Below are 21,748 nucleotides of genomic sequence, written 5' to 3' on the forward strand. Positions count from 1 at the left end.
GGAAGAGAAATCACACATGAAATTCACGGTCATGGCAGCGGGTTTCGCTGCCTGTGTAATGATGGCAAGCGCACACGTGGCTGTCGCACAGAATGACTTCAGAAACACAGTCACAGGTGAGGTCCTTGACATCTATGGCCAGGCTCCGGAGGCGGGCCGAGACACGCCAGCCGTGAAGAAGTTCATGCAAACCGGCGTAAATCCCTACACCGAAGTTAAAGGCTGCCTGCCGAAGGGCGAGGAGGTTTATCTCGAATCCTGTTCGGGCTGCCATGGCCATGTGGGCGAAGGCAAGGTCGGGCCGGGCCTCGCAGATTCCTATTGGACCTATCCCAAGAACACCACCGACAAGGGCCTCTTCGAGACGATCTTTGGCGGCGCGAACGGCATGATGGGTCCGCACGGCGGACATCTGGAACTCGACAATCACCTGAAGCTGATCGCGTGGATAAGGCATCTCCAAGTGGACGACGTCAAGGATGCCGAATGGTTGACCGATGAGCAGAAGAAGTCCTTCAAGCCGTTCAACAGCGATGAATGGGAAAAGACGGGCCGCGCCGCGGCGCTAAAGGAGAAATGCGCGATTTCCGGAAACTAGCTCAACATCGGGCGCAGCTGTCTCGATGTCGACTGGTACGGGAACAATGGTGGAGCGAAACCACCTCACGACGAAAATGAAAAATGGAGGAAAGCCCATGACGAAGATTGCACTCCCATTGATCGCCGGAACCATCCTTGGCATCGCGGGCCTCACCGGCATTACGGCTCCCGCTGCCCTGGCCTATGACGGCACCAAGTGCAAAGAGCCCGGTAACTGCTGGGAGCCGAAGCCTGGCTACCCTGAAAAGATTGCCGGCACGAAGTACGATCCCAAGCACGATCCCAAAGAACTGGCCAAGCAGTCCGCTTCGCTGAAGGCGATGGAAGAACGCAACAAGAAGCGCGCTGAGCACTTCAAGAAAACCGGCAAGTGGGTCTACGACGTTTCCAAGATCTAGTAGACCCAGGCCAAATCAAAATCCTCGGATCTTGCTACGCTTGCGAGACACGATTCCTCTCCGAGGTAACTGGGGTGCTGTTTCGACAGCACCCCCCTTTTCCTATGATTTGACTCCATTCGCTGCCGCCGGACGGAGCACGTCACGTTTTGGGAAACAAGACCAATGAACGGCCCAACACTTGACCGGCGCCACGCTGACGACAGCAGCGAGCCGCCTCTGGACCTTCAAACCTGGCGCAGTTCGGCGTTGGATTTTGAGCGGGAAATCGCGAAAGCAGTCGTCGGACAGGAGCGCGCCATCCGGCTCTTGACCATCGCGGTCTTCGCGCGCGGTCATGTTCTGCTCGAAGGCGATGTGGGCGTCGGCAAGACCACCCTTCTCAGAGCCGTGGCGCGTGCGCTCGGCGGCGCTTATGAGCGCATTGAAGGCACGATCGATCTGATGCCTTCGGATATGATCTACTACACCTTCCTCAATGAAGAAGGTAAGCCGCGCGTCGAGCCCGGACCGGCGCTTCGTCATGGCCGCGAACTCTCCGTATTCTTCTTCAACGAGATCAATCGCGCGCGCCCACAGGTGCATTCGCTGCTGCTGAGATTGATGGCCGAGCGCAGCATCACGGCATTCAACAAGGAGCATGTGTTTCCGCACCTGCTCGTCTTTGCAGACCGAAACCGCATCGAGCGTGAAGAGACGTTCGAGTTGCCTGCCGCTGCTCGCGATCGCTTTCTGATGGAAGTGGCTATTTCGACGCCGACGGACGAGAATTCCCGGCGCGAGCTTCTCTTTGCAACGCGCTTCCACGACGTCGACACGCTCATTGCGTCGCTTGCCGATGGCGTCGTCGACAATCGGCGGCTCAACAGGCTCGCCAGTGTCATTCAGAACACGATCGTCGTCAGCCCTGCCCTCGAGCGCTACGCGCTCGATCTGTGGACTGCAATCCGCGAGCCTGCATCGGCAGGTGTGCAGATCGCCAACGTTGATGTCACGCGACTGATCGCGGGCGGAGCAAGCCCGCGCGGCATGAGCTATCTCATCCGTGCAGCACGTGTCAGCGCGTGGCTCTCTGGCCGGGATATGGTTGTACCGGAGGACATCCGGGATATTTTTCATCCGTGCATGGCGCACCGGATCTTCCTTACGCCCGTCTACGAGCTGAGGCGCGACGACATCGTGCGGTCTCTGATCGCCGATGTATTTGCCAAGGTCCCCGCGCCATGAACGAAGAGGCGAGAGATCTAGCCTACAGCATCCCATGGCGCACGAGCGGCGTGCGGATGGGCTCGCATCGAAGCTATATGACGGGCAGCGGCGGCCTTACGCGCGATATCGTTCCGCTGACAATGTTTCCCGATCCGCGGCGCATCGCCATTCGGGCCTCCCTCAGCGATCCGTTCGAACGGCTGCTTGTACGCCGGGCAGAGCAGCCTAGCGCCATCGATATCGCCGTGCTTGTCGACGTCTCCGCATCGATGGCGTTCGAAGGCCGTTGCGACAAGATCTCGCTCGCGGCGGATCTCGCGCATGCGCTGGCGATTTGTACCGAGCGCGCCGGCGATACTTTTGCGCTCTATCCGTTCGATCGCGAGCTTCGGCAGGATATTCTTCTGCGCAAGACCTTGTCGCGCGGCGCGCACGTGGAAGCCATCGAACGTCTTCGCAACTTTGCACCCGACCAGCCCGGTACCGCGGGAATTGTTGAAGCGGGCGCGGCGATAGCCGGTTCGAAAAAGCTTGTCTTCCTCATTTCCGATTTCCTGTGGCCGGAGGAAGCAGCGCGGGCGGCCGCAGAGGCGCTCGCCTTCCATGACGTGATCCCGATCGAGCTGCGCGATAGCCTCGAACTCGACGGCCTTCCCGATTGGGGGCTGCTCAATCTGCGCGATCTCGAAACCGGGCGGCATCGGCTCGTGGCCATGAGGCCGAAACTCAAGGCTCGCTGGCGCGCGCAGCGAACCGTACAGCGCCAGCACGTTGCACTCGCGCTCGAAACGGCGTCGCGCGAGACCTTCACCGTCAGCGATAACATCGATTGGATGCGGCTCGCGTCGTTCCTGCTACATGGAGCGGCCTGATGCGCAGCTGGCTCGCTATCGCCTTCCTCCTTGTGAGCGCCGGGGGAAGTTCAGCGGCCATCGACGCCGTGAACATCTATGAGCCGCGGAAATTCGGCTACTTCATCGGTGATATCCTGGAGCGCCGGGTCGAAGTCATCACAAGCGGCGATACTCAACTTTTCACGGCAGCGCTGCCTCGGCCCGGCCCGTTGACGTACTGGCTGGATCTCGTTTCGATCAAGCACACCGAGCGCGAGGCCAGCGGGCGCAGGATCTATGACATCACTCTCAAGTATCAGATCTTCTACTCGGCACTCGAGGCAAAGCGGCTCGATATTCCAGCCTTTCCGCTGAGATTTATAAATCCAGGCAGCGCCGCACCCGATGCCCGCGCGCCGGGCGAGCCAGACGCATCTTCGCAACTCGGCAATTATACCGCGTCTGTGCCCGCACTCGGGCTGGTGATCTCTCCTCTCCGCGAAATCGCCGTTGATAATCTGATGCCGGACAAGACCATTGAAATCTCGGACATCATGCGGCCGGACGCTGTCGCGCAGGAGATCAGCACGGCGCCGAAGGTGCAGCTGCTGGCTCTTTCCGCAGCCGTGCTCGCTGTTTCAGGCATCCTGTTACTCTCGCATTACGCTGTGTGGCCCTTCGCGCGCCGTGCGAAACGGCCATTCACGCAAGCCGAGCGGCAAATCCGGAAACGTCAATTCGCGGCATCAGGCGAAGCGCCCTATGGTGACTTGCTGCTCATACTGCACCGCGCGTTCGATCAGTCCGCCGGGCGGCGTGTATTCGCTGCGGACGTTCCAGAGTTCATCGCGAGGCATGAGCGCTTTGCTGGCCTCAGCCCCAAACTCAAATCGTTCTTTGAAAGCTCGCAGCTCTACTTCTTCTCCGGCGATCGGCGTCTTGCGGAAGACCGGTTCCCCTCGAGCGAGCTCACGCGGCTCGCTGGCGATCTCGCGCGGGAGGAGCGGGCCGCGGCATGATCTTCACCAACCCGATCGCGCTCCTTCTTCTGCCGCTTGCACTTCTCCCGCTCTTGCTCGGTACGCAGCGGCAGGAAGCCTATCCGTCCCTCGCGGGGTTCGAGCCTGATGGGCTTTCGGTCGCGATTGCCTGGGCGCTGCGCATAGCGGGCATGGCAGCGATCTTGGGATTGATCCTCGGCATAGCGGGCATTGCTGTCCGCGAGCGATCCGTTGAGCGGTTTGGGCAAGGTGCTCACATCGTTCTGCTGATCGACCGCTCCGCGAGCATGAATGACACGTTTGCCGGCAGGCAGCCGAGCGGTGAGGAAGAATCCAAGTCGTCTGCCGCCAAGAGGCTGATCAAGGATTTCATTGTCGAGCGCGAGCACGACAGGTTCGGCGTTGCGGCGTTCTCCACGGCGCCGATGCACGTCGTTCCGATCACCGACCGCAAAGACATCGTGCTGGAGGCGATCGACGCGATTGATCGTCCGGGTCTTGCCTTCACTGACGTGGGGCGCGGCCTGGGGATGGGTCTCAGCATGATCCAAGAAGATGTTCTTCAGGGGTCGCGGGCCATTATTCTCGTTTCAGACGGCGTGGCCGTCATCGGGCGCAGAGTGCAGGAAGCGCTGCGAGCCGAGTTCGCCCGCAGGCCCGTTAATCTCTATTTCCTCTACCTGCGGACGGAGGGCGCCAACAGCATGTTCGCGACACCGCCTCCGGGCGCAGAAGATACGCCTCAGGCACTGCCGGAGCGGCACCTCAACAAATTCTTCCAGAGCTTGCGCATTCCCTATCGCGCCTATGAGGCCGAAAGCGCGGAAGCCATCAAAGCTGCCATTGCCGATATCGGCAAGCTCGAGCAGACACCACTCGTCTACACCGAGCGCATACCGCAGTACGACTTATCCCGCTGGGCTTATGTCGTGGCGGCGCTCTCTCTCGGTCTCTTGCTCGTTGCCAAGCTTTGCGAACGTACTATCAAGCGCGCGGGGGTGATCCATGCGGCGTAATTCGATCTCGGCTCTCCGCAATTGGCGGCGCGGTCCGGCGCTTTGGCTCTTGGCGGCTGCGAGCATCGCCTGCTTCGGATATGCGGCGCACGATCTGATCAGCACACGCGGCTCAAACAACAACATTCGCCAACTCGTTGACCGTCGGGACGTCCCGGTCGACGTCAAGCGCGCGCACCCGCAGGAGATTTTGGCGCGCATCAGCGAATCCGTGCGGCGGGATCACATAGAAGACGCGCAATCGATTCTCAGCATCGCCGGCGCGACGCTTCCGCCGTCCGTCCGCGCGTCGGCACTCTATAACATCGCCAACGCCAGAACGCGCATGGCGGCAGAGGCTGTCCGGAAAGGCCAGATCGATAGCGCCGCTGCCATGATCAATTTGGCGAAGTCCGAATACCGTCTCGCATTGAAACTCGATCCGCAGAGCTGGGATACCCGGTACAATCTCGATGTTGCGATGCGCATCGTTCGCGATCTTCCGCAGGCTGAAACTGAAGATACGACCTCCTCTGAAGCGGCCAAGAAGCTCTGGACGGATCTGCCCGGCATCCCCAGGGGTCTGCCATGACTCGCATCGGCATCAACTTCGACCGGCGCCTGATTCTGCTGCTTGCGGCACTGACTGGTGCGATCGTGGCGATTATCGGCATCCACATCATCCGCAATCAGCGCGTCGCCGACGTTCTGGCCGTCATCGACATCACGGGCAGCATGAACACGCGCGACATGGGCAATCCTCCTGGATCGCTCGACCGCCTCGAAGCGGTGCGGCAGTCGCTCATCGGCATGATGCAGGATATTCCGTGCCAATCGCGCCTCGGCCTCGGCGTATTTTCCGAACGCCGTTCGTTCCTGTTGCTCAATCCCGTGGAAATCTGCAGCAACTATGACGCTCTGGAAGGCGCCATCTCGGGACTCGATTGGCGCATGGCCTGGCAAGGCGATAGCTATGTCGCCAAGGGGCTTTATTCGGCGCTCGATATCGCCGCCAGCTTGAAGTCCGATTTGATCTTCTTCACGGACGGTCATGAGGCGCCGCCGCTTCCGTTCACGGGCGTGCCGGAGTTCGAAGGCAAGCCCGGCGCGGTGAAAGGGCTGATTGCCGGCGTCGGTGGCAGCGAGAAGACGCCAATACCCAAATTCGACGACGAGGGCCGCCAGGTCGGCGTCTACAATCAAAGTGACGTTCCGCAGGAGAACCGCATCGGGGCCGCGCCCAAGGATGCTGAAACCCGTGAGGGTTACAATCCGCGGAACGCTCCGTGGGGCGCCTTGGAGGCTGCCGGAGATGAGCAGCTATCATCCGTGAAGACCGCGCATCTCCAGGACCTCGCATCGCGCACCGGTCTCTCCTATGTCGGACTGCAAAAAGCCGGAGCGATAGCGCCGAAACTTTTGTCGTCCAGCGAACCGCGCATTGTACCCATCAGCACGGACATGGCCTACGTGCCGGCGCTCTTCGCGCTTCTATCGATTTTGGCAGTCTATGCGCTGCAGTTCGTCGAACGCGCTCCAATGCGCCGCAGCCCGCGTCCTGCCAGACCTCTTTGAAATTCTACCCTAGAAGGAGCCTTCTTGAATGCCGATTAAGTTACGTTCTCTTCTAGCGTTCGCAATCTTTTCGATGGGCGCGCAGGCCGCCATGGCCCACGGGCCCACGCCGCAAAAAGTGGAAGAGAAGATTGCGATCTCGGCTCCTGCGGCCGCGGTTTGGAAGCTCATCAAGGATTTCGGAAGCATCGGTGCTTGGCATCCGTCGGTCGCAAGCGTGAAAAGCGAAGGCGGCAATGAAAGCGGCGCAACGCGCACGCTGACGCTCAAGAGCGGCAGTGGCGATCTCGTCGAAGGGCTCGACGATTATCAAGACAAGGACATGTCCTACAGCTATCGGCTGGCGACGGAAAACCACGAGGCTTTCCCGGCGAGCTTCTATTCCGACACCATCCAGGTTGTGCCGGCGGGCGATGGCAGCGAGGTCGTGTGGATCTCGCGGTTCTATCGCGCGGACACGACGAACGAGCCGCCTGAAGAGAAGAGCGATGCCGCAGCCGTGAAGGCCACGGAAGATTTCATCAAGGCGGGCCTAGGAGGCATCAAGACGAAAGCCGAAGGCAAGGGATGAAACCCCTCGCCGGCCTCATAATCCTTCTCGCCCTTCATGCTGTCGTATTTGCGGGTACGGCAGCGGCGCGAGATGGTGCTGCAGAGAACATCTACGTTCTCAGCCAAGACGATGGCATCCTTTCTGTCATTGACACGGACGTGGACGAGATCGCCGGGAAGATCAAAATTCCCGGAAAGCCCGCGGCCTTTACGATCAACTCCATTTCGGGCGAAGCGTTCGCGACACTTCCGGATAGCGGAGAGATTGCCGTTATCAATCTCCGAGGCCGGAGACTTGCGCGCGTGCTCAAGATCGGTGGCCAGCCGTTCGGCGTTGCTTCGCGCGCCGATGGCCGCTTGTTCGTCGGAGATTGGAGTGCGAACCGCGTCTCGATCGTCGATCAGACGTCGGGCGACGTCATCGCAAGGATACCGGTGGGCCGGTCACCGGCTCATCTTACTCTTACGCGCGATGGGGCCCGCCTCTATGTTGCCGACCGTGAGGCGAACAGCGTCGCTGTCATCGACGCCAAACGTTTCGAAGTTCTGACGGAGATTCCGGTTGGGCGGGCGCCGTTCGCGCTGGCCTTGAGTTCCGATGAAAAGCAACTTGCCGTCGCCAATGTGCAGTCCGCGACGCTGTCGATTGTCGATACGTCCAAACTTGAAATTCGTTCATCGGCTGCAACGCGCGCGATGCCGTACGGCGTTGCCATTACGCACGATGATGCGGTGGTCCTTGTCTCCAACCAGCAGGGCGGAAGCATATCTGTCATCGACGCGAAGACACATGCGCCCCGCGCCGAAATCAAAGTCGGACGCTATCCCGAAGGCGTTGCTGCACTGAAGAACGGGAGCAAGGCTTACGTCGCGAACTGGTTTTCAGCGAGCGTTTCCGTCCTGGACCTCAAGACCAATACGGAGATTAAGCGCATCAGCTGTCCGGAAGGGCCGCGCATGGTTCTTACCGGTTCGGCAGCCCCCTGACCCGCGTTCACATCTAGTCAGAGCTCGCGGACGGGTTTCGTTGATCGCATCGAGCCAAAGTGCGTGCCGGTCCAACGCTCGACTTTCTCGGGCAGAAAAACAAAGCTCTGCACCTTGTAGACGATGCCGTCGCTGATGACGGTCTGATCGTTCATGGCAATCGCTTGGGCCGGCAGGAAGAAAGCGCAGGTCTGCTTGCCAGCAGCCTTGTTGACGGTATTGGCGGCAATCTCTCCGGTATCACCGGCCGCTTCGCGCTGGAGGAATGCGATCTGGTCTTTTTTTGCGCCGCAGAAATATCCGGAAACCCGAACGGGATCATCGGCTCGTGCCGCGCCAAAGGCGCAAGCTGTCGTCACTGCGAGGAGGCAAGAGGCGCGCCATACGTTCGTCCACTGCATCGGATATCTCCAAAGCCAAACGGTTCATGACTGCGTGAACCCAATCCCCGAACGTCTCCTCGAACTTTCTTCTCAACTTCCGAGAGCGTGCGGGAAACCTTGGTAGACTTCAACTGGGAAGAGCGGCAAAAATAAAAGGGCAGCATAATCGCGATTTGGGAGCAACTAAAGGGCCAAGGAAACTATTTTACGAAACTCAGGAACAATTTGCCTAAGCTGCCCCACGGCGTCGTTTTTTGGTTGTCTGCTTTTTCGATGGCGAGAGCCTATTCGCGGACCGCAACGTAACGTGATGGGCGAGCAAAGAAAGGTCCGCTTTCTCGGCAATGCGGCCGTTGGGGTCCGCTCGCTCGGGGACATCCGCGGCTTTCACTGCAATCAAATCTCGAACATTGACGGCGTCGTCGGTTGGACACATCAGACAAAACACTATGGAAATGGCCGAGAGGTTTTTGGGGTCGAATCTTTCGCTAATACATTGATTTTAAAGACCGCCCCTCACTCCCCTACGGGGCGCCAACCCTCCCTTGATATCGCAGCAGAAATCACGTTTCCGGCCGGATTTTGCGGAAATTCGGCCGAAGTGATCGATACAAATGCGCGATACAAACGCCGCCGGCGCTCGCCTGCCAGACGGCACTCGACGCCTTTATCGAGATCATCGGCGGCGACAGACCGATGTCTGAGCTCGATTTTGAGACCGTGATGACCGTCAACGCGCACGTACAAAAGTGGATTGCGAATAAGGAGATCGTCCACGATACGGGCAACAAGTTGATCGGGCGCGTTGCCGCGCTATGGCGCGACATCCATCGGCAAAAGCGGCTGAATTTGCCGGACTGCTTTCAGGGGACGCGGATCAAGGGTGGCGAGGACAGCCAGCGGGTCGCATTTCCGGTGTCCCACGTCCAGGAGCAGATCCTGGCACCTGGAATGTTTGACAATCTGAACGACGAGGCGCGTGACCTGATCTACTTGGTGGCAGAGACCGGCATCCGCCCATCGGAGGCGGTGAATGTCCTACCGCACCACATCGTGTTGAACCACGAGGTGCCGTATCTCAAGATTGTCGCCGAAAAACGCGTTACTAAAACGAAGAGTTCGCCACGCGAAGTACCGCTTGTCGGGCTGGCGCTCGAAGTGATGCGCCGTCATCCCCAGGGGTTTCCCCGTTACTACGACAAGGCGGCATCGCAGAGCTTCGATCGGTGCCCGGGCTAACGCCTTGCCGGGACACCGATCTCCTCGCGTCACAACAGTCGATTGCCGAAGCCGTGCTCGTGGAACAACCGGCGTCGCCGGCAGCGCTGGTTGCCGGAATGGTCCAGAGCGCATTCTCACAGTCGATCTCATCAAATTTGGCACCGCGCACTTCTGATGAGCGTGCTGCCGTCAAGATTAAGAATTGCAGTGCGAGCTTGCTCATCGAAGCTCCCGCCGTTAGGCGCAGCCTCCAAATCAGGCGTGGATTTTCCCGATATGGCAGAGACGGGTGCGGCGAACTTTACGCCCGCGAGAAGCAAGGACACAGCGTATGGCCTCGCACGGATTTACCTTCGTGCGAAGCCCGTAAGCAATACTGAAATCCAATACCTCCCGGATTCTCCCGAGAACGCGACTGGCCGTTTCCGGCTTGTCGTGCCAAATCGAGTCGATTATCGCGCTGATATCCTGAGATCCGATTTCCTCCACGCTCATATCCCCTATTTTGGCAAATACGTAAGCCTCCATTGTGCTTTCCCATTGGGCGATATGCTTTGCGTTTGAGAGGCTTTGTTTCTTTTCCGAAAAATATCCCTGAAATGCCTCCCGAAAGGTTGGAACGTGCTCTCCCTGGATTTGCAGGCTTGCACGCAGTGCATTGACTTTCTGCTCATACAGACACGTCAAGCTCGGGCGGGCCTCTTGGGTTGTACGTCGCCACGACGCCTTGGCGGAGACACCCCGCTAAGCCGCAACGACCGGAGCAACCGTCCCCTGCCCTGCCCGCAATCACATTCGGCCCGCCGCTCGAAGCCTTCGCGGCGGAACGGCTGCAGCGGAAGCCCGGGCAGGAACTGCACCTCTCCGTCGCCTTCGATGCCTACAAGGAATGGTGCGGACTCCGGCAAAGGACCGTGCTGGGCCGCACACGCTTCGACCACGGCCTCATCAAGCTTGCTCAGGAGATTGGCCTTGACGTCGAAATTTCGTCGCTGATCATTCACGATATCGCATTGCGCCGTCGCCATGCGCGCTGAAGTCAAGACCGTTGGATTGCCCCCTTTCCGCGTTGCGCTCACTCACGCGTGTTTTTATCCATTCGTTGATCTCGCTATCGACCCACGCGGTCCGCCCCCGGGACACCCTTACCGGCATCGGGAATTGTTCACGCGCGGTCATTCGATAGATTTGCGCTTTGCTGAGACTGGTACGGCGCGCGACGTCCTTGACTGGCAACAGCGTGACGACAGCTTCCTTCATCGTCAGCACGGCTCGACCGTCTTCGAACGGGCTTCTGGCCTTGGCCGGAGGACGTCCGGGACGAGAGGGGACTCTTCTGTTTGGTTTGCGTACGCCCTCCTGCGGCTTGCCGCTTATTTGAAACTGCCTGGTGCATGAGCGCCTCGCTGGATTGCCTCAATCAAAAGGGGTCCTTTTGTGCAGCGTTGTTGCAGGATGGTTAGCGTCGACTAAGCTCGGCATTACAGAGCATCCAGCACGCAACGTGCGCGGCTCGTAATGATGAGCAAAAAGGACCCCTTTTGATACGTTTTCTACGCCTTCTCGCATGCGATTTCGAACCACAGTTCGGGGCCAGAAGGGCTGGGGTTTGATGTCATGCTGATCGGCTACGCGCGGGTTTCAACCGACGAACAGAATCTGGATTTGCAGATCGGCGCGCTTCAGCAGGCAGGATGCGAACGCATATTTTGCGACCGAGGCTATTCCGGAGCTCTCCAAAGCCGACCAGCCCTTGATGATGCGCTGAAATCTCTTCTACCAGGCAGCACGTTGGTCACCTGGAAACTCGATCGGCTCGGAAGAAGTCTGTCGCACCCAATCTCGCTGGTCAGTGATCTCGAAGATAGAGGTATCGCATTCAGGTCGATCTCAGACGTGATCGATACCTCGACGGCGGGTGGCAGACTGCAATTTCATATGGTCGGCGCGCTCGCGGAATTTGAACGGGCGCTCATCAGTGAGAGGACAAAGGCCGGAATGGCCGCTGCGCGTGCGAGAGGCATCGCTCTCGGTCGCCCTTCCAAGCTGACAGAGCCACAGATCAAATCTATCATCTCGGACCAGCGGCCCGCGCCCTTGTCGGATATTGCGAAGCGGCTCAACGTCTCCCGCTCCACCGTAAGACGAGCGATCTCAAAACGGCGTAAGCTATTTGTTTGAAGCTGGAGCTTTATCCCATCAGCTGTCATTGCCGCTGCCGTAGTTGGCGTCCCTCAACACTCGCCGACTAAGTCTGTTCGTAGCGGAAATGCCAACGTCAGATGTCTATCTTCTCGGCTATCTCGACAGCATCAGCGACCTCGATGCCGAGATAGCGCACGGTGCCCTCAAACTTCGAATGGCCGAGGAGCAGCTGGACGGCGCGAAGGTTGGCGGTTCGGCGGTAGATCAGCACCGCCTTGGTTCCGCGTAGATTGGTTTTTCATCATGGCCGTTGGCCTTCCATTTTCGAGGCCCATAATGCCCTGCGTTGAATGGGCACTTGCTTGGGGCGGAACTGAATTGAAAATACTGCGGTTGTCCATGGGATGCGCCATAGCCCTCAGAATAAGAGGCCACCGGTTTTGGGTTGCCCCCGCGGGTGTCTCGTTTGGCTTTCTCAAAAAATAGGACGATGATGGAACTGAGCGATTTTGTCCGACGCGCACGCGCGTCAACGCTATCGAAGCAGGCGCGATACGATGCGGCTTTTGAAAGAATGAAGCGCGATTTGCGGTTACATGACGTGGTAGCGGTATCTCCGATGGCAGCGCGAACTTCCGCCCAGAGACCCAAGGGCGATCGGGCGACAATAACGCTGCCGGAAAAATGATGGCAGCAAATGGAATTCAGTGGTTGAGGGTCGGCACTATTCACTCGCGTCTACACAGCGTGTCATCGCAACTTTAAACGTCGTGTTGAACGACCACCGCTGCAGGTGCGTCGAGCATCCAAGTCACGCCTGTCTCAGGGAAAGCGATTTTGGAGTTCGCGAGGAGCTTTTGATCGGGCGAATGGATGGGGAAAGCGCCACGAACCCATGGATCGCGAAGTACATATTTCCTGGAGGCTACATACCCTCGCTGGCCGAGGTTCTGCCGGCCGTTGAGCAGGCCGGCCTCATTGTCACGGACATTGAGATCCTGAGGCTGCATTACGCAGATACGCTTGCCGCATGGCGTGATCGATTTGCTCGCCGCCGTGATGAAGCGGCGGCGATCGTTGGCGAGAAGTTCTGCCGGATGTGGGAATTCTATCTTGCCGGAGCGGAGGCTGGCTTTCGCTATGGAGGCTTGATGGTCTTCCAAATCCAGCTCGCGAAAAAGATCGACGCGGTTCCCCCAACCAGGACCTACATCACTGAAGAAGAGTTTCTGCTGCGAAAACTCGAGCGGGCCCCGGTACGTGCTCGAGCGCGAAAAACCGCTGCTACGCCCGGGTGAAGACCGGCCACAGTGGCTACTCACCGTTCGTCCCGAAGGGCTCGATCGCCTTTTACCGGTAGCGGACTCTGGGGAGTAATGTCTGGTTTTGGCCTATAGCGCCGAACTCGGCTCTCGAAAATAGCGAACAAGAAATAAAGCAGTGTGCGCCGCCATCCCAGACTGGGCGGTCCTTCAGACGCTGCCTGTTGCGTCACGGCTGTTGATCTCTCGGCGTACCCGCAAGTTTATTTGAGGTTGGAAGGCCGACGCCGTCCGACCTCTTTCATCTCCTGATGATATCGATGACATCCACCCGCAATTTTAAGTGCTTAGAACAGCTTCAGATTGAGAGGAACAACGCGGCTCCGAGGCACGTTGCACTGTCAGCGCGCTCGTGCGCTTCGAGGTCGGCTGTAGCAGCCGAAGGTGGAGAAGAAGACCATGAAAAACAAAGAGCATCTAACCGCGGGAGCATTGGCACTTTCTGCAGCGTTTGGACTCGCAAGCGTTTGTCTTGCGGCTGAAAATGCCCCGTCCAGTGCAGGCATGAAGATGAGCCAAAGCGAGTGCTCCAATCTCTGGCAACAGGCCAATCCCAGCAATTCATCAGGACTGACAGCTAGCCAGGCTAAGGGCTACGTTTCCGACTTCAACGCCGCCAACCCGGATGGAGACGCGACCATTGATCAGGCCGAATGGATGAGCGCTTGTAATAAGGGGCTCATCACCAACACCTCGAGCAGTGGTGCTTCAACTGGCACGTCGGGCAAAACGTCGGACCGCACTCCTGGCGAAGCATCTCCAACTCGCACTCCGGGATCTACCTCGGCGGGAGCGCCCGGGACAGACGCTGGCCAGACACCAGAGGGCACGTCTGACCGGACCCCCAACAAGTAGCTTTGGTTCTCAAGTGGGCGGTCGGATTCCATGGACCGCCCCGAGCTCCCAGAGTTTGGATGGCCCCCCCATCGCGCTTGCCTCCGGCCAACCATTGGAGGGGCATGTTCGAGGGGCCGCGCAATTAAAGCTCTTATAGCCTCGATGCGTTGAAACACGTTGAGGCATCCTTTTGCGAGGCCACCGCGGTCGCCCGATCAGAAAGAATTTTCCTTGCAATCCCATGTCGTCGTTATCACCGGGGCCGCAAGCGGCATCGGCCAGGAATTATGCCGGTTGTTTGCTCGTCGCGGAGCGAAAATTGGGCTACTCGATCGCGACCAAAGTAAGCTCGAGCTTCTCGCCGATGAACTTCGCGAGGCTGGGGCCCACTGCTTCGCTGCTGCGGTGGATGTTGGGCAGCGCGAGCATGTACATGCCGCCGTTCGACGGATCGGCAGCACACTTGGGCCCATTGATATTGTGATCCCGTGCGCTGGCATCTGCAGAGCGTCGACGGTCGATGATCTAAAGGTCCCCGAGCTCGAAGAAATTGTGCGGACGAATTTTCTGGGCGCGGTCTATATGATCGAAGCCGTCCTGCCCTCAATGCTGGAACGCAAGCGAGGGCAAATCGTCGGTGTCTCGAGCCTGGCTGGCCTACGCGGCATCCCATTCGAACCGGGTTATTCCGCAAGCAAGGGCGCCGTTGCCATTTACTTGGAAAGTCTTCGTCGCGAGCTACGTCCTAGGGGCATCCGTGTCACGACGGTGTTCCCGGGTTATGTGCAGACGCCGCTGCTCGACGAGATCAATGTATTGATGGGGGCGGATATGTCGAATGGCAAAGCATCGACGCCCGCGGCTGCCGCGGCGGCAATCCTCAAAGCCATTGAACGGGGGAGTTCACACGTATTTTTCCCGTGGTCGCTCGGCCTCAGCGTTCGCTTAAGCCGGCTCTTGCCGCCGAGCTTGTACGACTTGGTAATGGAACGAATGTTTGGTCGGCTCCCCATTTCCCGCGTGCCGACCCCGGTGGCCGACTCCGCTAAATCCTAATGCGATACGAACACGGGATCGATGAGCTTCTCAGCGAGCATCCAGTCGATGCATTCTTTGAGCATCAGTTCGATTGATACAGGCCGGTAATCGAGTTCGCGGACGGCCTTGTCGCTTCGGCAGCGTATATTCGCGCTCAGATACGCCGCCGACTCCCGCGTAATCATCGGCTCACTGCGAGTGATCACCGACGCCCCGTCGAGCATCCGACCGGCCAAACGCATTCCTAATGGCCGGCCCACCCACATATTGGTTGGTCGACCAAGCATTTTACCCACCATCTGAACTATCTCTGCATAGGAAGCCGAAGTGCCGCCCAGAATATAATTGTGTCCTGTCCGGCCCTTTTCCACGGCCGTGACGTGCGCCCGCACGACCGCCCCAACATCACAATAGCAGTGACTTCCCGGCGGGATGAGCGGCAATTGCCGGTTGGCTGCCCGGCGAATGAATTGTGACCAGGAGTTCCAGTCGTAGCGGCCGATTACATTTGCGGGGTTTAAAATGACCGCGTCTAAGCCGCGTGCGATGCCAGCTGAGACTTCCTCCTCAGCCATGACCTTGGAGTGCTGGTAGTTAAAGCCACCTTTGCCCAGTTTTGGCGCTGTCTCATCGAATGGCTCTTTCGGAAGGCCATAGACACCCGACGTCGAAGTATGAATAAATTTCTTTGTTCGCTTAGCTAGTGCCGCCGTCACGACATTGCGTGTGCCATCGACGTTGGTCCGCCATTGTCTTTGCAGATGCCCCGGCCACATGCTGGTGTCGCCCGCGACGTGGAAAACGGCATCAAGCTCCTCAGGCATGGCGCGTTCAAGCGAGGCGAAATCTTCGATCGTCCCTTTCACGAGACTGACGGAATATTTTTGCAATTGAGTGAGCCGAGATTCCGGTCGATGCAGAGCTGTGACCGTCCAACCTGATTGGACGAGATGCTCGATGAGATTGAGACCAATAAAGCCCGTTCCACCAGTGACGAATGCGGTCTTGTTTGGCATGGTTGCCTTTAAATAGTCGGGTGATGCAGGGCAATTCGAACTGAAAAGTCGAAGACGCGATCGTTAGCTTGAAGGGTAGCGACCGATGATCGTGATATCTGATGTGCCGCGCCGCCCTTTCCAAGCCCGGTTTCCGGATCAGCGCGGGTTACGTTCGCTTCCTTCTTTCGACTGCTTTATTGCAGATTGCAGATCGTCAAACTCTTCCTCGGTTCCGTGCTCTAAATCAATGAGACGGTTGCTCGCCGCCTTGGTGCTTCTTATCAGTTCATCCAATTTTAGCTGGATCGCACGCCCATCCCTATTCTGACTATGCTGGATTAGAAAGACCGCTAGAAATGTTAGGACGGTGGTGGCGGTGTTGATGACCAATTGCCATGTATCGGAATAATGGAAGATTGGTCCGGAAATCGCCCATAAAATGCAGGCGGCTGTCGCAATGATAAACGCGGGTGCGGACCCCATGAGATTTGCGGCGCCGCCCGCGAGTTCAGAAAATTGTTTCGATAGCTTGCTGTAAAAATCCATCGGGTTCCTTATTCAACAGGAAAAGCGCCTCGGCTTGCGCGGAGCGCCCGACCTGGAGGCGGCTTTTTTCTCAGGAGACTGCATCTGGGCGCTGTCTGGCTCGAGATGCTTGGCGGGCGCTTTAATCATAGCGGCCTAGCCGTGTGATGTGGCTGCCGGTTGAGCTATGCAAAGCCAACGAGGGCGCATCCAAATTTGTTCCGTATGCGTTCGATATCACTTCAATTCGATCCAGACTGGCGCATGGTCGCTTGCACCCGGACGTCCACGAACACTTTTATCGACCCCTGCTCGCCTAAGCTTCTTTGCGAGCGGCGGACTGATGAGTATGTGATCGATTCTCAGCCCGGCATTGCGGGCAAACGAATTTCGCCAATAGTGCCAAAAAGTGTAAATTTGCTCATCTGGATGGAGCGCGCGAACGGCATCCGTCCATCCTTGATCGACGAGCTTGAGATACGCCGTACGCACCTCTGGGCGGAAGAGCGCGTCGTCCCGCCACCGCTCCGCCGCGTAGACGTCGAGGTCCGTCGGCATGACATTATAATCTCCGGCCAAAACGACAGGCTTGCCACTGGCGAGCAGCTCTTTGGCGTGCTGAGAAAAGCGTTTGAACCAACGTAGTTTATAATCGAATTTGGGGCCGGGAGCGGGATTGCCGTTTGGAAGGTAGAGGCATCCGACGGTCATCTTTGCGACCCGGCATTCTATGTATCTACTGTGTACGTCGTCTGGATCTCCCGGAAGACTACGGCGCATCTCCTGGGGCTTGGACCCGCGCGCGAGAATTGCAACGCCGTTCCAGCTTTTCTGGCCATGCCACACCGCGCCATAGCCGGCTTTTATCAGCGCAGCTTCCGGAAACTTCTCATCGGTCGTCTTAAGTTCCTGCAGACACACGATATCGGGCGCCGACTCATTCAGCCAACCCAAGAGAGCATCGAGCCGACCGTTGATGCCGTTGACGTTGTAAGTGGCAACCTTCAATCCGCCCTCTTGCGTGTAGCAACAGCCGCGCGAAGCCGTGTAGGTGATAGAGTCAACGGTACGATTGTTGCCGGACATGAGAAAAGCTCGGCGGCAAGCCGAGCTTCCTATTCGTCATCGGCTACAAGCATCCGTGACGTCGGTGCCTATTTCGAAGCCGCGCGCTTCTTTGGCATCATCGCGCCTTCGTGTTTCTCGGGTAAATCGTCGGCATCAACATTTATTTCCGTCTCGGCCAACTGGGTGAGTGCTTGATCTGTTGCCTTCTCTTCCGCAAGCGTCTCGCTTAGCAGGTCGGCCGCATCGTCCATCCCGAGCTTGTTTGCCCATGCCCTGAGCGTGCCGTAGCGGGAAATTTCATAGTGTTCCACAGCCTGCGCTGCACCGACCATGGCGGCATCCCGAACGGTGTCGGTCTTCGCCTCTTGCATGAGTTCCTCGGCTTCTTTGAGAATGCCTTCTATAGCGTCGCACTTCTTGCCGCGAGCATTCTTCCCGATAAGCTTGAAAATTTGCTCGAGGCGTTGGATCTGACTTTCGGTTTCACCATGGTGCTTAGTGAAAGCAGCAGACAGGTCTTCGGAAGAAGCTTTTTTCGCCATCTTGGGAAGGGCTTGGAGAATGTGTTTTTCGGCGTAGTAAATGTCGCGAAGCGTGTCTTCAAATAAGTCGGCGAGCGTTTCCATTGTTTGTCCATTCGGGGGTTAGCTGGTCTCCCGGCGAACGCAAGGCGCACACCGATTGTTCCGACTCGGGTTGGAAGAGGCGTGCAGTTCCTTCTAAAGCGGAACTGTGCAGCACACCGAAGGCAGCGGCGAGCCAGCGCAATGGCGGATCGTTGGGATTTCAGCGTACCTGTTTATCCGAACGCGCGGGTCTTTGCGGAAGTCCCCTCAAAAACAGGACTAGCCCGGCTGGACAATTCATCGACTAGTCTGATTACCAACGCCGGATCAACATGATGACTCATATGACCCACGCCTGGGAGAACATCCAACGTGCTGTTCGGGAGGGAGCGATGCAATCTGGCCGATTGCTCAGACGTCGTTACGATCTTGTCTTCAGCGCCAGCAACGATGTGGACCGGCAAGTGAATGTCTTCGTAATGAACCGAGATGTCTCGAGCGAAGCTCGGCATGCCGACAGTATCATCGGCGACGGACTTCAGTTGAGATGGACGGGATGCCATAGGGACAGAAAACATTCTTTCAAAAACTGTCGGTACAGCGCGCGGTGAAAAGAGAGTTTTGAATGTGGAAGACGCCATAATTCTCGAAAGCAGTGGCAAGACAGTGTTTCGAAGAACATTGCCAATCAGCGGAAGGCTGGCCGGTGTTTGAAGTACGACATCGGCTTGGGCGGTCGGGAAATAGTATCCGGACAAAAGCACGAGCCCCTTGAGGCCCGTCGGATTCTTCAGCGCAAGATTCAACGCAACCAACGTCGCCCAGGAATGGGCGACCAGCACCGGCGAGCTCACGTTAAGAACACGGAACGTCTCATCGAGGAGCTCCGCTTCGCGTTCAGGTGTCCATGGTCCGGTCCCTCTTGTGCTTGCTCCGAAGCCGGGTCGATCGAAGATGAGAACGCGGTATTTCGAAGCCAGCGCCTCAACTAATTGCGTCGAAGCAAAGTCTTCCATCATACTCCCATTGCCGTGCAGCAGTACGACACAAGGGCCCTCCCCGCGGTCCAATAGATGGATGCTTTCGCCGCTGACATTTACACGCCTGCCTGACAGGCGCCGCGTGCTTTCTGCCTTGTATGTCAGATAGCGGACCAAAACTGCCGACGAGAGTAAGACACCCACACCGATTAACGCCGCTTGAGAAATTGCCCGCTGCGGGCGACTGATTTGCATCTTGAACTCCTGTGTCCAATAGCGAACACCTCGCGTCACCAATCGTTCCTGAGGGTCTCCGGACGGTGCTGCCATCCAAGGCCATAGTTCGCAGCAGGATGAGGCTTAAAGCTGAGGCGGCAACCGACTAGGTGAGTGGCGCGCTGCTGAAAAAGGCAGTCATGCCGAGAACGTGACTATCTATTGTATACACTTGCGCGCAGTGTTGAACGATCGTTGGCCCGTCAAAGCAGGCGCCAACGGCTGAGAGTTGGTTTGCTCCCGCCTGTATGTTGCGTGAGTAGCCCATGAAATTTCCCCCAGGACACTATGACGAGAAACAAGTTCGCGCTCTGACGAAGCTGCTCAATGACGTGTGCGCGGATTTGCGGATTAGCCCGGACAATCAACCCAGGCGCGAATGGGTTGCCATGGTTATGATGGTTTGTTCCGACCGGGAACCCTGCGACACTCAAGAATTACGTTCTGAAATCGGGCGCCAGTTTCTGCTGCTGGAATCTCGTGAATCGCAGGACGCTGAGGGTTAGCCCATCACGCTCATTCCGACCTGCGGCCTTTGTTGAATAGTCACCCGTGGTCACGTTCGGAAACTTAATCGGCGACCGGGGAGTATCATTCTTAACGGTCGAGCTATTTTGCTCAGACCCGAACGCCAGCAAATGCTGAGCGAGATTTCCGAGGAAACAAATGAAAGTTCATTCGAGTGCCTTATTGGCGCTGAGCGCCTCTCTTGCGCTCAGTGTAATGACTGTCACGGCCAACGCGGGTCCTCATGCTGACGGGCCAGGGGCAAGCGGTATGAATCATTCCAGCGGGAGCGCCGGTCGCTCAAGCGGAACGGAACGTGGCGCAGGCATGGGTCATAGTTCACACCGCATGGTAGGCAACTGGAGTGGCGGCAATCGTGGCCATGGCGGTCATTCGCGCGGTGGCAGAGGCTACGGATATGGCTACGGTTCCGGCGTTTACATTATTGACGACTCCGATGACTACCGGGATTGCTACTACCGGCATCACCGTCGCGTCTGTCGCGATTAAATTCACCAAGTTTTGAGACCATGTTGGCCCCATACCTATCGCATTGGGGCCAACCAAAGCTTTTTTCTTGAGTTATGGTATGTCGACGTATTCTGCCGAGTGATGGCTTTCGCACCGCGAGCCTCCGGCCCTTGAGGGCCATACGATGGCTTCTGTTACCTCTCAGCACGTTGAAGCAGCCAGCACTCTCGCTGTCATCGCTTCATCCAACGAGCCGCTGCTATTCCTTACTGCCGATCTGAACGTAATCGCTGCGAGCGCATCGTTCTGCCGGACATTTCAGATTGATGCCGCCGGCATTCCTGGTCGGCAGCTTTCCGAGATCGGCGGTGGCGAGTGGGCAATTCCCCAACTCAATTCGCTGCTTGCGGCAACCGCACGGGGGACGACCCCAATCGAGGGCTACGAACTCGAACTCACCTTGATTGGCCAAAAGCCTCGAAGCTTGGTGTTAAATGCTCGCAAGCTCGACGACGGCGACAACGACCGTGTTCGGCTCCTTCTGGCGATATCTGACGTAACAGCCGCTCGTGCAGCGTCTCGGGAAAAAGATGATCTCATCCGAGAGAAAGCGATTCTTCTGCAGGAAATCCAGCACCGCGTTGCCAACAGTCTCCAGATCATCGCGAGCGTGCTGATGCAAAGTGCTCGCAAGGTGCAGTCCGAGGAGGCGAGGGGGCATCTTCAAAATGCGCACCATCGCGTCATGTCGATCGCCGAAGTTCAGCGTCACCTCGCGGCGTCAAGCCTCGGAGACGTGTCGCTTCGGCCCTATTTCGTCCAACTTTGCGAAAGCCTCGGCGCATCGATGATCCAACACCCCAACCGTCTGTCGATCGTGGCGACCATCGATGACAGTGTCGTCAATGCAAATACGTCGGTGAGCTTTGGTCTGATCATCACCGAACTGGTGATCAATGCTCTTAAACACGCCTTCCCATGCAACCGGCACGGCAAGATCAGCGTTGATTTCCGATCCCATGGAGCGAAATGGGCTCTATCCGTCGCGGATGACGGTATTGGCATGGCGACGGGCTCCGACAAAGCCAAACCCGGGCTCGGAACAGGAATCGTCGAGGCGCTCGCCAAGCAGCTCGGCGGCAAAATTATCGTGCAGGATTTAAAGCCCGGCACTTCGGTTCGTGTTGTTTACGACGAGATGGTCACGAGAACTGCCGAAGCACGATCAATTGCCTAATCGAGGTTACGACACTCTTTCACA

General features: G+C 57.8%; 25 protein-coding genes and 1 pseudogene. 17 read left to right on the forward strand and 9 right to left on the reverse strand.

Features of this window, described 5'->3' with window-relative positions; genetic code table 11:
* The first annotated feature begins 16 nt into the window (after window positions 1–16).
* The 10 genes from moxG to BM399_RS10850 all read left to right on the forward strand — a co-directional run bounded on the left by moxG (window position 17) and on the right by BM399_RS10850 (window position 8,150).
* A complete protein-coding gene (moxG, locus tag BM399_RS10805; protein ID WP_092867706.1) occupies window positions 17–598 on the forward strand; it encodes a cytochrome c(L), periplasmic in 582 nt (193 codons plus the stop codon).
* Between the two features lie 97 nt (window positions 599–695).
* The gene (locus BM399_RS10810) at window positions 696–998 is read left to right on the forward strand and encodes a methanol dehydrogenase [cytochrome c] subunit (RefSeq protein ID WP_092868180.1); all 303 of its coding nucleotides are present in this window, start codon (window positions 696–698) and stop codon (window positions 996–998) included.
* Between the two features lie 165 nt (window positions 999–1,163).
* On the forward strand, window positions 1,164–2,225 hold the full coding sequence (locus BM399_RS10815; protein WP_092867707.1) for an AAA family ATPase: 1,062 nt from the start codon (window positions 1,164–1,166) through the stop codon (window positions 2,223–2,225).
* Window positions 2,222–3,079, forward strand: coding sequence for a DUF58 domain-containing protein (locus BM399_RS10820; RefSeq protein WP_092867708.1), 858 nt, complete (start codon window positions 2,222–2,224; stop codon window positions 3,077–3,079). Before BM399_RS10815 ends, BM399_RS10820 begins: the two co-directional genes overlap by 4 nt.
* Window positions 3,079–4,059, forward strand: coding sequence for a nonribosomal peptide synthetase MxaA (locus BM399_RS10825; RefSeq protein WP_092867709.1), 981 nt, complete (start codon window positions 3,079–3,081; stop codon window positions 4,057–4,059). The genes BM399_RS10820 and BM399_RS10825 overlap by 1 nt, the downstream gene beginning before the upstream one ends.
* Window positions 4,056–5,057: a vWA domain-containing protein gene (locus BM399_RS10830; protein WP_092867710.1), complete on the forward strand. Its 1,002-nt coding sequence runs from the start codon at window positions 4,056–4,058 to the stop codon at window positions 5,055–5,057. Before BM399_RS10825 ends, BM399_RS10830 begins: the two co-directional genes overlap by 4 nt.
* Window positions 5,047–5,628: a hypothetical protein gene (locus BM399_RS10835; protein ID WP_092867711.1), complete on the forward strand. Its 582-nt coding sequence runs from the start codon at window positions 5,047–5,049 to the stop codon at window positions 5,626–5,628. Before BM399_RS10830 ends, BM399_RS10835 begins: the two co-directional genes overlap by 11 nt.
* Window positions 5,625–6,611 carry a vWA domain-containing protein gene (locus BM399_RS10840; RefSeq protein ID WP_092867712.1) on the forward strand — a complete coding sequence of 329 codons (987 nt, stop codon included), beginning with the start codon at window positions 5,625–5,627 and terminating at the stop codon, window positions 6,609–6,611. The genes BM399_RS10835 and BM399_RS10840 overlap by 4 nt, the downstream gene beginning before the upstream one ends.
* 28 nt (window positions 6,612–6,639) lie before the next feature.
* Window positions 6,640–7,182, forward strand: coding sequence for an SRPBCC family protein (locus tag BM399_RS10845; protein ID WP_092867713.1), 543 nt, complete (start codon window positions 6,640–6,642; stop codon window positions 7,180–7,182).
* A complete protein-coding gene (locus tag BM399_RS10850; RefSeq protein ID WP_092867714.1) occupies window positions 7,179–8,150 on the forward strand; it encodes a YncE family protein in 972 nt (323 codons plus the stop codon). The genes BM399_RS10845 and BM399_RS10850 overlap by 4 nt, the downstream gene beginning before the upstream one ends.
* A gap of 17 nt (window positions 8,151–8,167) precedes the next feature.
* Here BM399_RS10850 and BM399_RS10855 read toward each other — a convergent pair whose 3' ends face one another.
* Complete coding sequence (locus BM399_RS10855; protein WP_092867715.1) at window positions 8,168–8,551, reverse strand: hypothetical protein; 384 nt, start codon at window positions 8,549–8,551, stop codon at window positions 8,168–8,170.
* Window positions 8,552–9,229: 678 nt separating this feature from the next.
* Here BM399_RS10855 and BM399_RS10865 point away from each other — a divergent pair.
* A complete protein-coding gene (locus BM399_RS10865; protein ID WP_143117800.1) occupies window positions 9,230–9,772 on the forward strand; it encodes a site-specific integrase in 543 nt (180 codons plus the stop codon).
* A 237-nt stretch (window positions 9,773–10,009) separates the two neighbouring features.
* Here BM399_RS10865 and BM399_RS10870 read toward each other — a convergent pair whose 3' ends face one another.
* Window positions 10,010–10,441, reverse strand: coding sequence for a tyrosine-type recombinase/integrase (locus BM399_RS10870; protein WP_092867718.1), 432 nt, complete (start codon window positions 10,439–10,441; stop codon window positions 10,010–10,012).
* Between the two features lie 20 nt (window positions 10,442–10,461).
* Between BM399_RS10870 and BM399_RS10875 the strand changes: the two genes are divergently transcribed.
* Entirely contained in the window at window positions 10,462–10,791 is a 330-nt protein-coding gene (locus tag BM399_RS10875; RefSeq protein ID WP_092867719.1) for a hypothetical protein, read from the forward strand.
* Here the strand turns inward: BM399_RS10875 and BM399_RS10880 are convergent.
* On the reverse strand, window positions 10,751–11,014 hold the full coding sequence (locus BM399_RS10880) for a helix-turn-helix transcriptional regulator (RefSeq protein ID WP_244531232.1): 264 nt from the start codon (window positions 11,012–11,014) through the stop codon (window positions 10,751–10,753). The genes BM399_RS10875 and BM399_RS10880 overlap by 41 nt on opposite strands.
* 357 nt (window positions 11,015–11,371) lie before the next feature.
* Here BM399_RS10880 and BM399_RS10885 point away from each other — a divergent pair, with 357 nt between their 5' ends.
* Window positions 11,372–11,935, forward strand: a complete 564-nt coding sequence (locus BM399_RS10885) for a recombinase family protein (protein WP_092867721.1) — start codon at window positions 11,372–11,374, stop codon at window positions 11,933–11,935.
* Window positions 11,936–12,032: 97 nt separating this feature from the next.
* Here the strand turns inward: BM399_RS10885 and BM399_RS21185 are convergent, their stop codons facing one another.
* Entirely contained in the window at window positions 12,033–12,170 is a 138-nt protein-coding gene (locus BM399_RS21185; protein ID WP_177228126.1) for a site-specific integrase, read from the reverse strand.
* Window positions 12,171–12,759: 589 nt separating this feature from the next.
* Between BM399_RS21185 and BM399_RS10890 the strand changes: the two are divergent.
* From BM399_RS10890 to BM399_RS10895, 3 genes and pseudogenes are all read left to right on the forward strand, one after another.
* A pseudogene (locus tag BM399_RS10890) lies at window positions 12,760–13,197 on the forward strand (class I SAM-dependent methyltransferase); the annotation flags it as partial.
* Between the two features lie 423 nt (window positions 13,198–13,620).
* A complete protein-coding gene (locus BM399_RS20925; protein ID WP_143117801.1) occupies window positions 13,621–14,076 on the forward strand; it encodes a hypothetical protein in 456 nt (151 codons plus the stop codon).
* A gap of 276 nt (window positions 14,077–14,352) precedes the next feature.
* Window positions 14,353–15,114 (forward strand): SDR family NAD(P)-dependent oxidoreductase, encoded by a 762-nt coding sequence (locus tag BM399_RS10895; protein ID WP_244531233.1) that lies wholly within the window; start codon window positions 14,353–14,355, stop codon window positions 15,112–15,114.
* Here the strand turns inward: BM399_RS10895 and BM399_RS10900 are convergent.
* From BM399_RS10900 to BM399_RS10920, 5 genes are all read right to left on the reverse strand, one after another.
* Window positions 15,111–16,112, reverse strand: coding sequence for an NAD-dependent epimerase/dehydratase family protein (locus tag BM399_RS10900; protein ID WP_092867723.1), 1,002 nt, complete (start codon window positions 16,110–16,112; stop codon window positions 15,111–15,113). The genes BM399_RS10895 and BM399_RS10900 overlap by 4 nt on opposite strands.
* A 138-nt stretch (window positions 16,113–16,250) precedes the next feature.
* Entirely contained in the window at window positions 16,251–16,640 is a 390-nt protein-coding gene (locus BM399_RS10905) for a low affinity iron permease family protein (RefSeq protein ID WP_092867724.1), read from the reverse strand.
* 216 nt (window positions 16,641–16,856) lie between these two features.
* Window positions 16,857–17,627 (reverse strand): exodeoxyribonuclease III, encoded by a 771-nt coding sequence (locus tag BM399_RS10910; protein ID WP_092868181.1) that lies wholly within the window; start codon window positions 17,625–17,627, stop codon window positions 16,857–16,859.
* Between the two features lie 146 nt (window positions 17,628–17,773).
* Window positions 17,774–18,313 (reverse strand): YciE/YciF ferroxidase family protein, encoded by a 540-nt coding sequence (locus BM399_RS10915; protein ID WP_092867725.1) that lies wholly within the window; start codon window positions 18,311–18,313, stop codon window positions 17,774–17,776.
* 173 nt (window positions 18,314–18,486) lie between these two features.
* The gene (locus BM399_RS10920) at window positions 18,487–19,488 is read right to left on the reverse strand and encodes an alpha/beta fold hydrolase (RefSeq protein ID WP_177228128.1); all 1,002 of its coding nucleotides are present in this window, start codon (window positions 19,486–19,488) and stop codon (window positions 18,487–18,489) included.
* 1,183 nt (window positions 19,489–20,671) lie between these two features.
* Here BM399_RS10920 and BM399_RS10930 point away from each other — a divergent pair.
* Complete coding sequence (locus BM399_RS10930) at window positions 20,672–21,724, forward strand: sensor histidine kinase (protein ID WP_092867728.1); 1,053 nt, start codon at window positions 20,672–20,674, stop codon at window positions 21,722–21,724.
* Window positions 21,725–21,748 lie beyond the last annotated feature (24 nt).

It is taken from the genome of Hyphomicrobium facile (genome assembly GCF_900116175.1).
GTDB lineage: Bacteria > Pseudomonadota > Alphaproteobacteria > Rhizobiales > Hyphomicrobiaceae > Hyphomicrobium_B > Hyphomicrobium_B facile.

Coding starts and splice junctions, on each gene's coding strand:
- moxG (WP_092867706.1), top strand. CDS start 17: ATGAAATTCACGGTCATGGCAGCGGGTTTCGCTGCCTGTGTAATGATG.
- BM399_RS10810 (WP_092868180.1), top strand. CDS start 696: ATGACGAAGATTGCACTCCCATTGATCGCCGGAACCATCCTTGGCATC.
- BM399_RS10815 (WP_092867707.1), top strand. CDS start 1,164: ATGAACGGCCCAACACTTGACCGGCGCCACGCTGACGACAGCAGCGAG.
- BM399_RS10820 (WP_092867708.1), top strand. CDS start 2,222: ATGAACGAAGAGGCGAGAGATCTAGCCTACAGCATCCCATGGCGCACG.
- BM399_RS10825 (WP_092867709.1), top strand. CDS start 3,079: ATGCGCAGCTGGCTCGCTATCGCCTTCCTCCTTGTGAGCGCCGGGGGA.
- BM399_RS10830 (WP_092867710.1), top strand. CDS start 4,056: ATGATCTTCACCAACCCGATCGCGCTCCTTCTTCTGCCGCTTGCACTT.
- BM399_RS10835 (WP_092867711.1), top strand. CDS start 5,047: ATGCGGCGTAATTCGATCTCGGCTCTCCGCAATTGGCGGCGCGGTCCG.
- BM399_RS10840 (WP_092867712.1), top strand. CDS start 5,625: ATGACTCGCATCGGCATCAACTTCGACCGGCGCCTGATTCTGCTGCTT.
- BM399_RS10845 (WP_092867713.1), top strand. CDS start 6,640: ATGCCGATTAAGTTACGTTCTCTTCTAGCGTTCGCAATCTTTTCGATG.
- BM399_RS10850 (WP_092867714.1), top strand. CDS start 7,179: ATGAAACCCCTCGCCGGCCTCATAATCCTTCTCGCCCTTCATGCTGTC.
- BM399_RS10855 (WP_092867715.1), bottom strand. CDS start 8,551: ATGCAGTGGACGAACGTATGGCGCGCCTCTTGCCTCCTCGCAGTGACG.
- BM399_RS10865 (WP_143117800.1), top strand. CDS start 9,230: ATGTCTGAGCTCGATTTTGAGACCGTGATGACCGTCAACGCGCACGTA.
- BM399_RS10880 (WP_244531232.1), bottom strand. CDS start 11,014: ATGAAGGAAGCTGTCGTCACGCTGTTGCCAGTCAAGGACGTCGCGCGC.
- BM399_RS10885 (WP_092867721.1), top strand. CDS start 11,372: ATGCTGATCGGCTACGCGCGGGTTTCAACCGACGAACAGAATCTGGAT.
- BM399_RS20925 (WP_143117801.1), top strand. CDS start 13,621: ATGAAAAACAAAGAGCATCTAACCGCGGGAGCATTGGCACTTTCTGCA.
- BM399_RS10900 (WP_092867723.1), bottom strand. CDS start 16,112: ATGCCAAACAAGACCGCATTCGTCACTGGTGGAACGGGCTTTATTGGT.
- BM399_RS10905 (WP_092867724.1), bottom strand. CDS start 16,640: ATGGATTTTTACAGCAAGCTATCGAAACAATTTTCTGAACTCGCGGGC.
- BM399_RS10915 (WP_092867725.1), bottom strand. CDS start 18,313: ATGGAAACGCTCGCCGACTTATTTGAAGACACGCTTCGCGACATTTAC.
- BM399_RS10920 (WP_177228128.1), bottom strand. CDS start 19,488: ATGCAAATCAGTCGCCCGCAGCGGGCAATTTCTCAAGCGGCGTTAATC.
- BM399_RS10930 (WP_092867728.1), top strand. CDS start 20,672: ATGGCTTCTGTTACCTCTCAGCACGTTGAAGCAGCCAGCACTCTCGCT.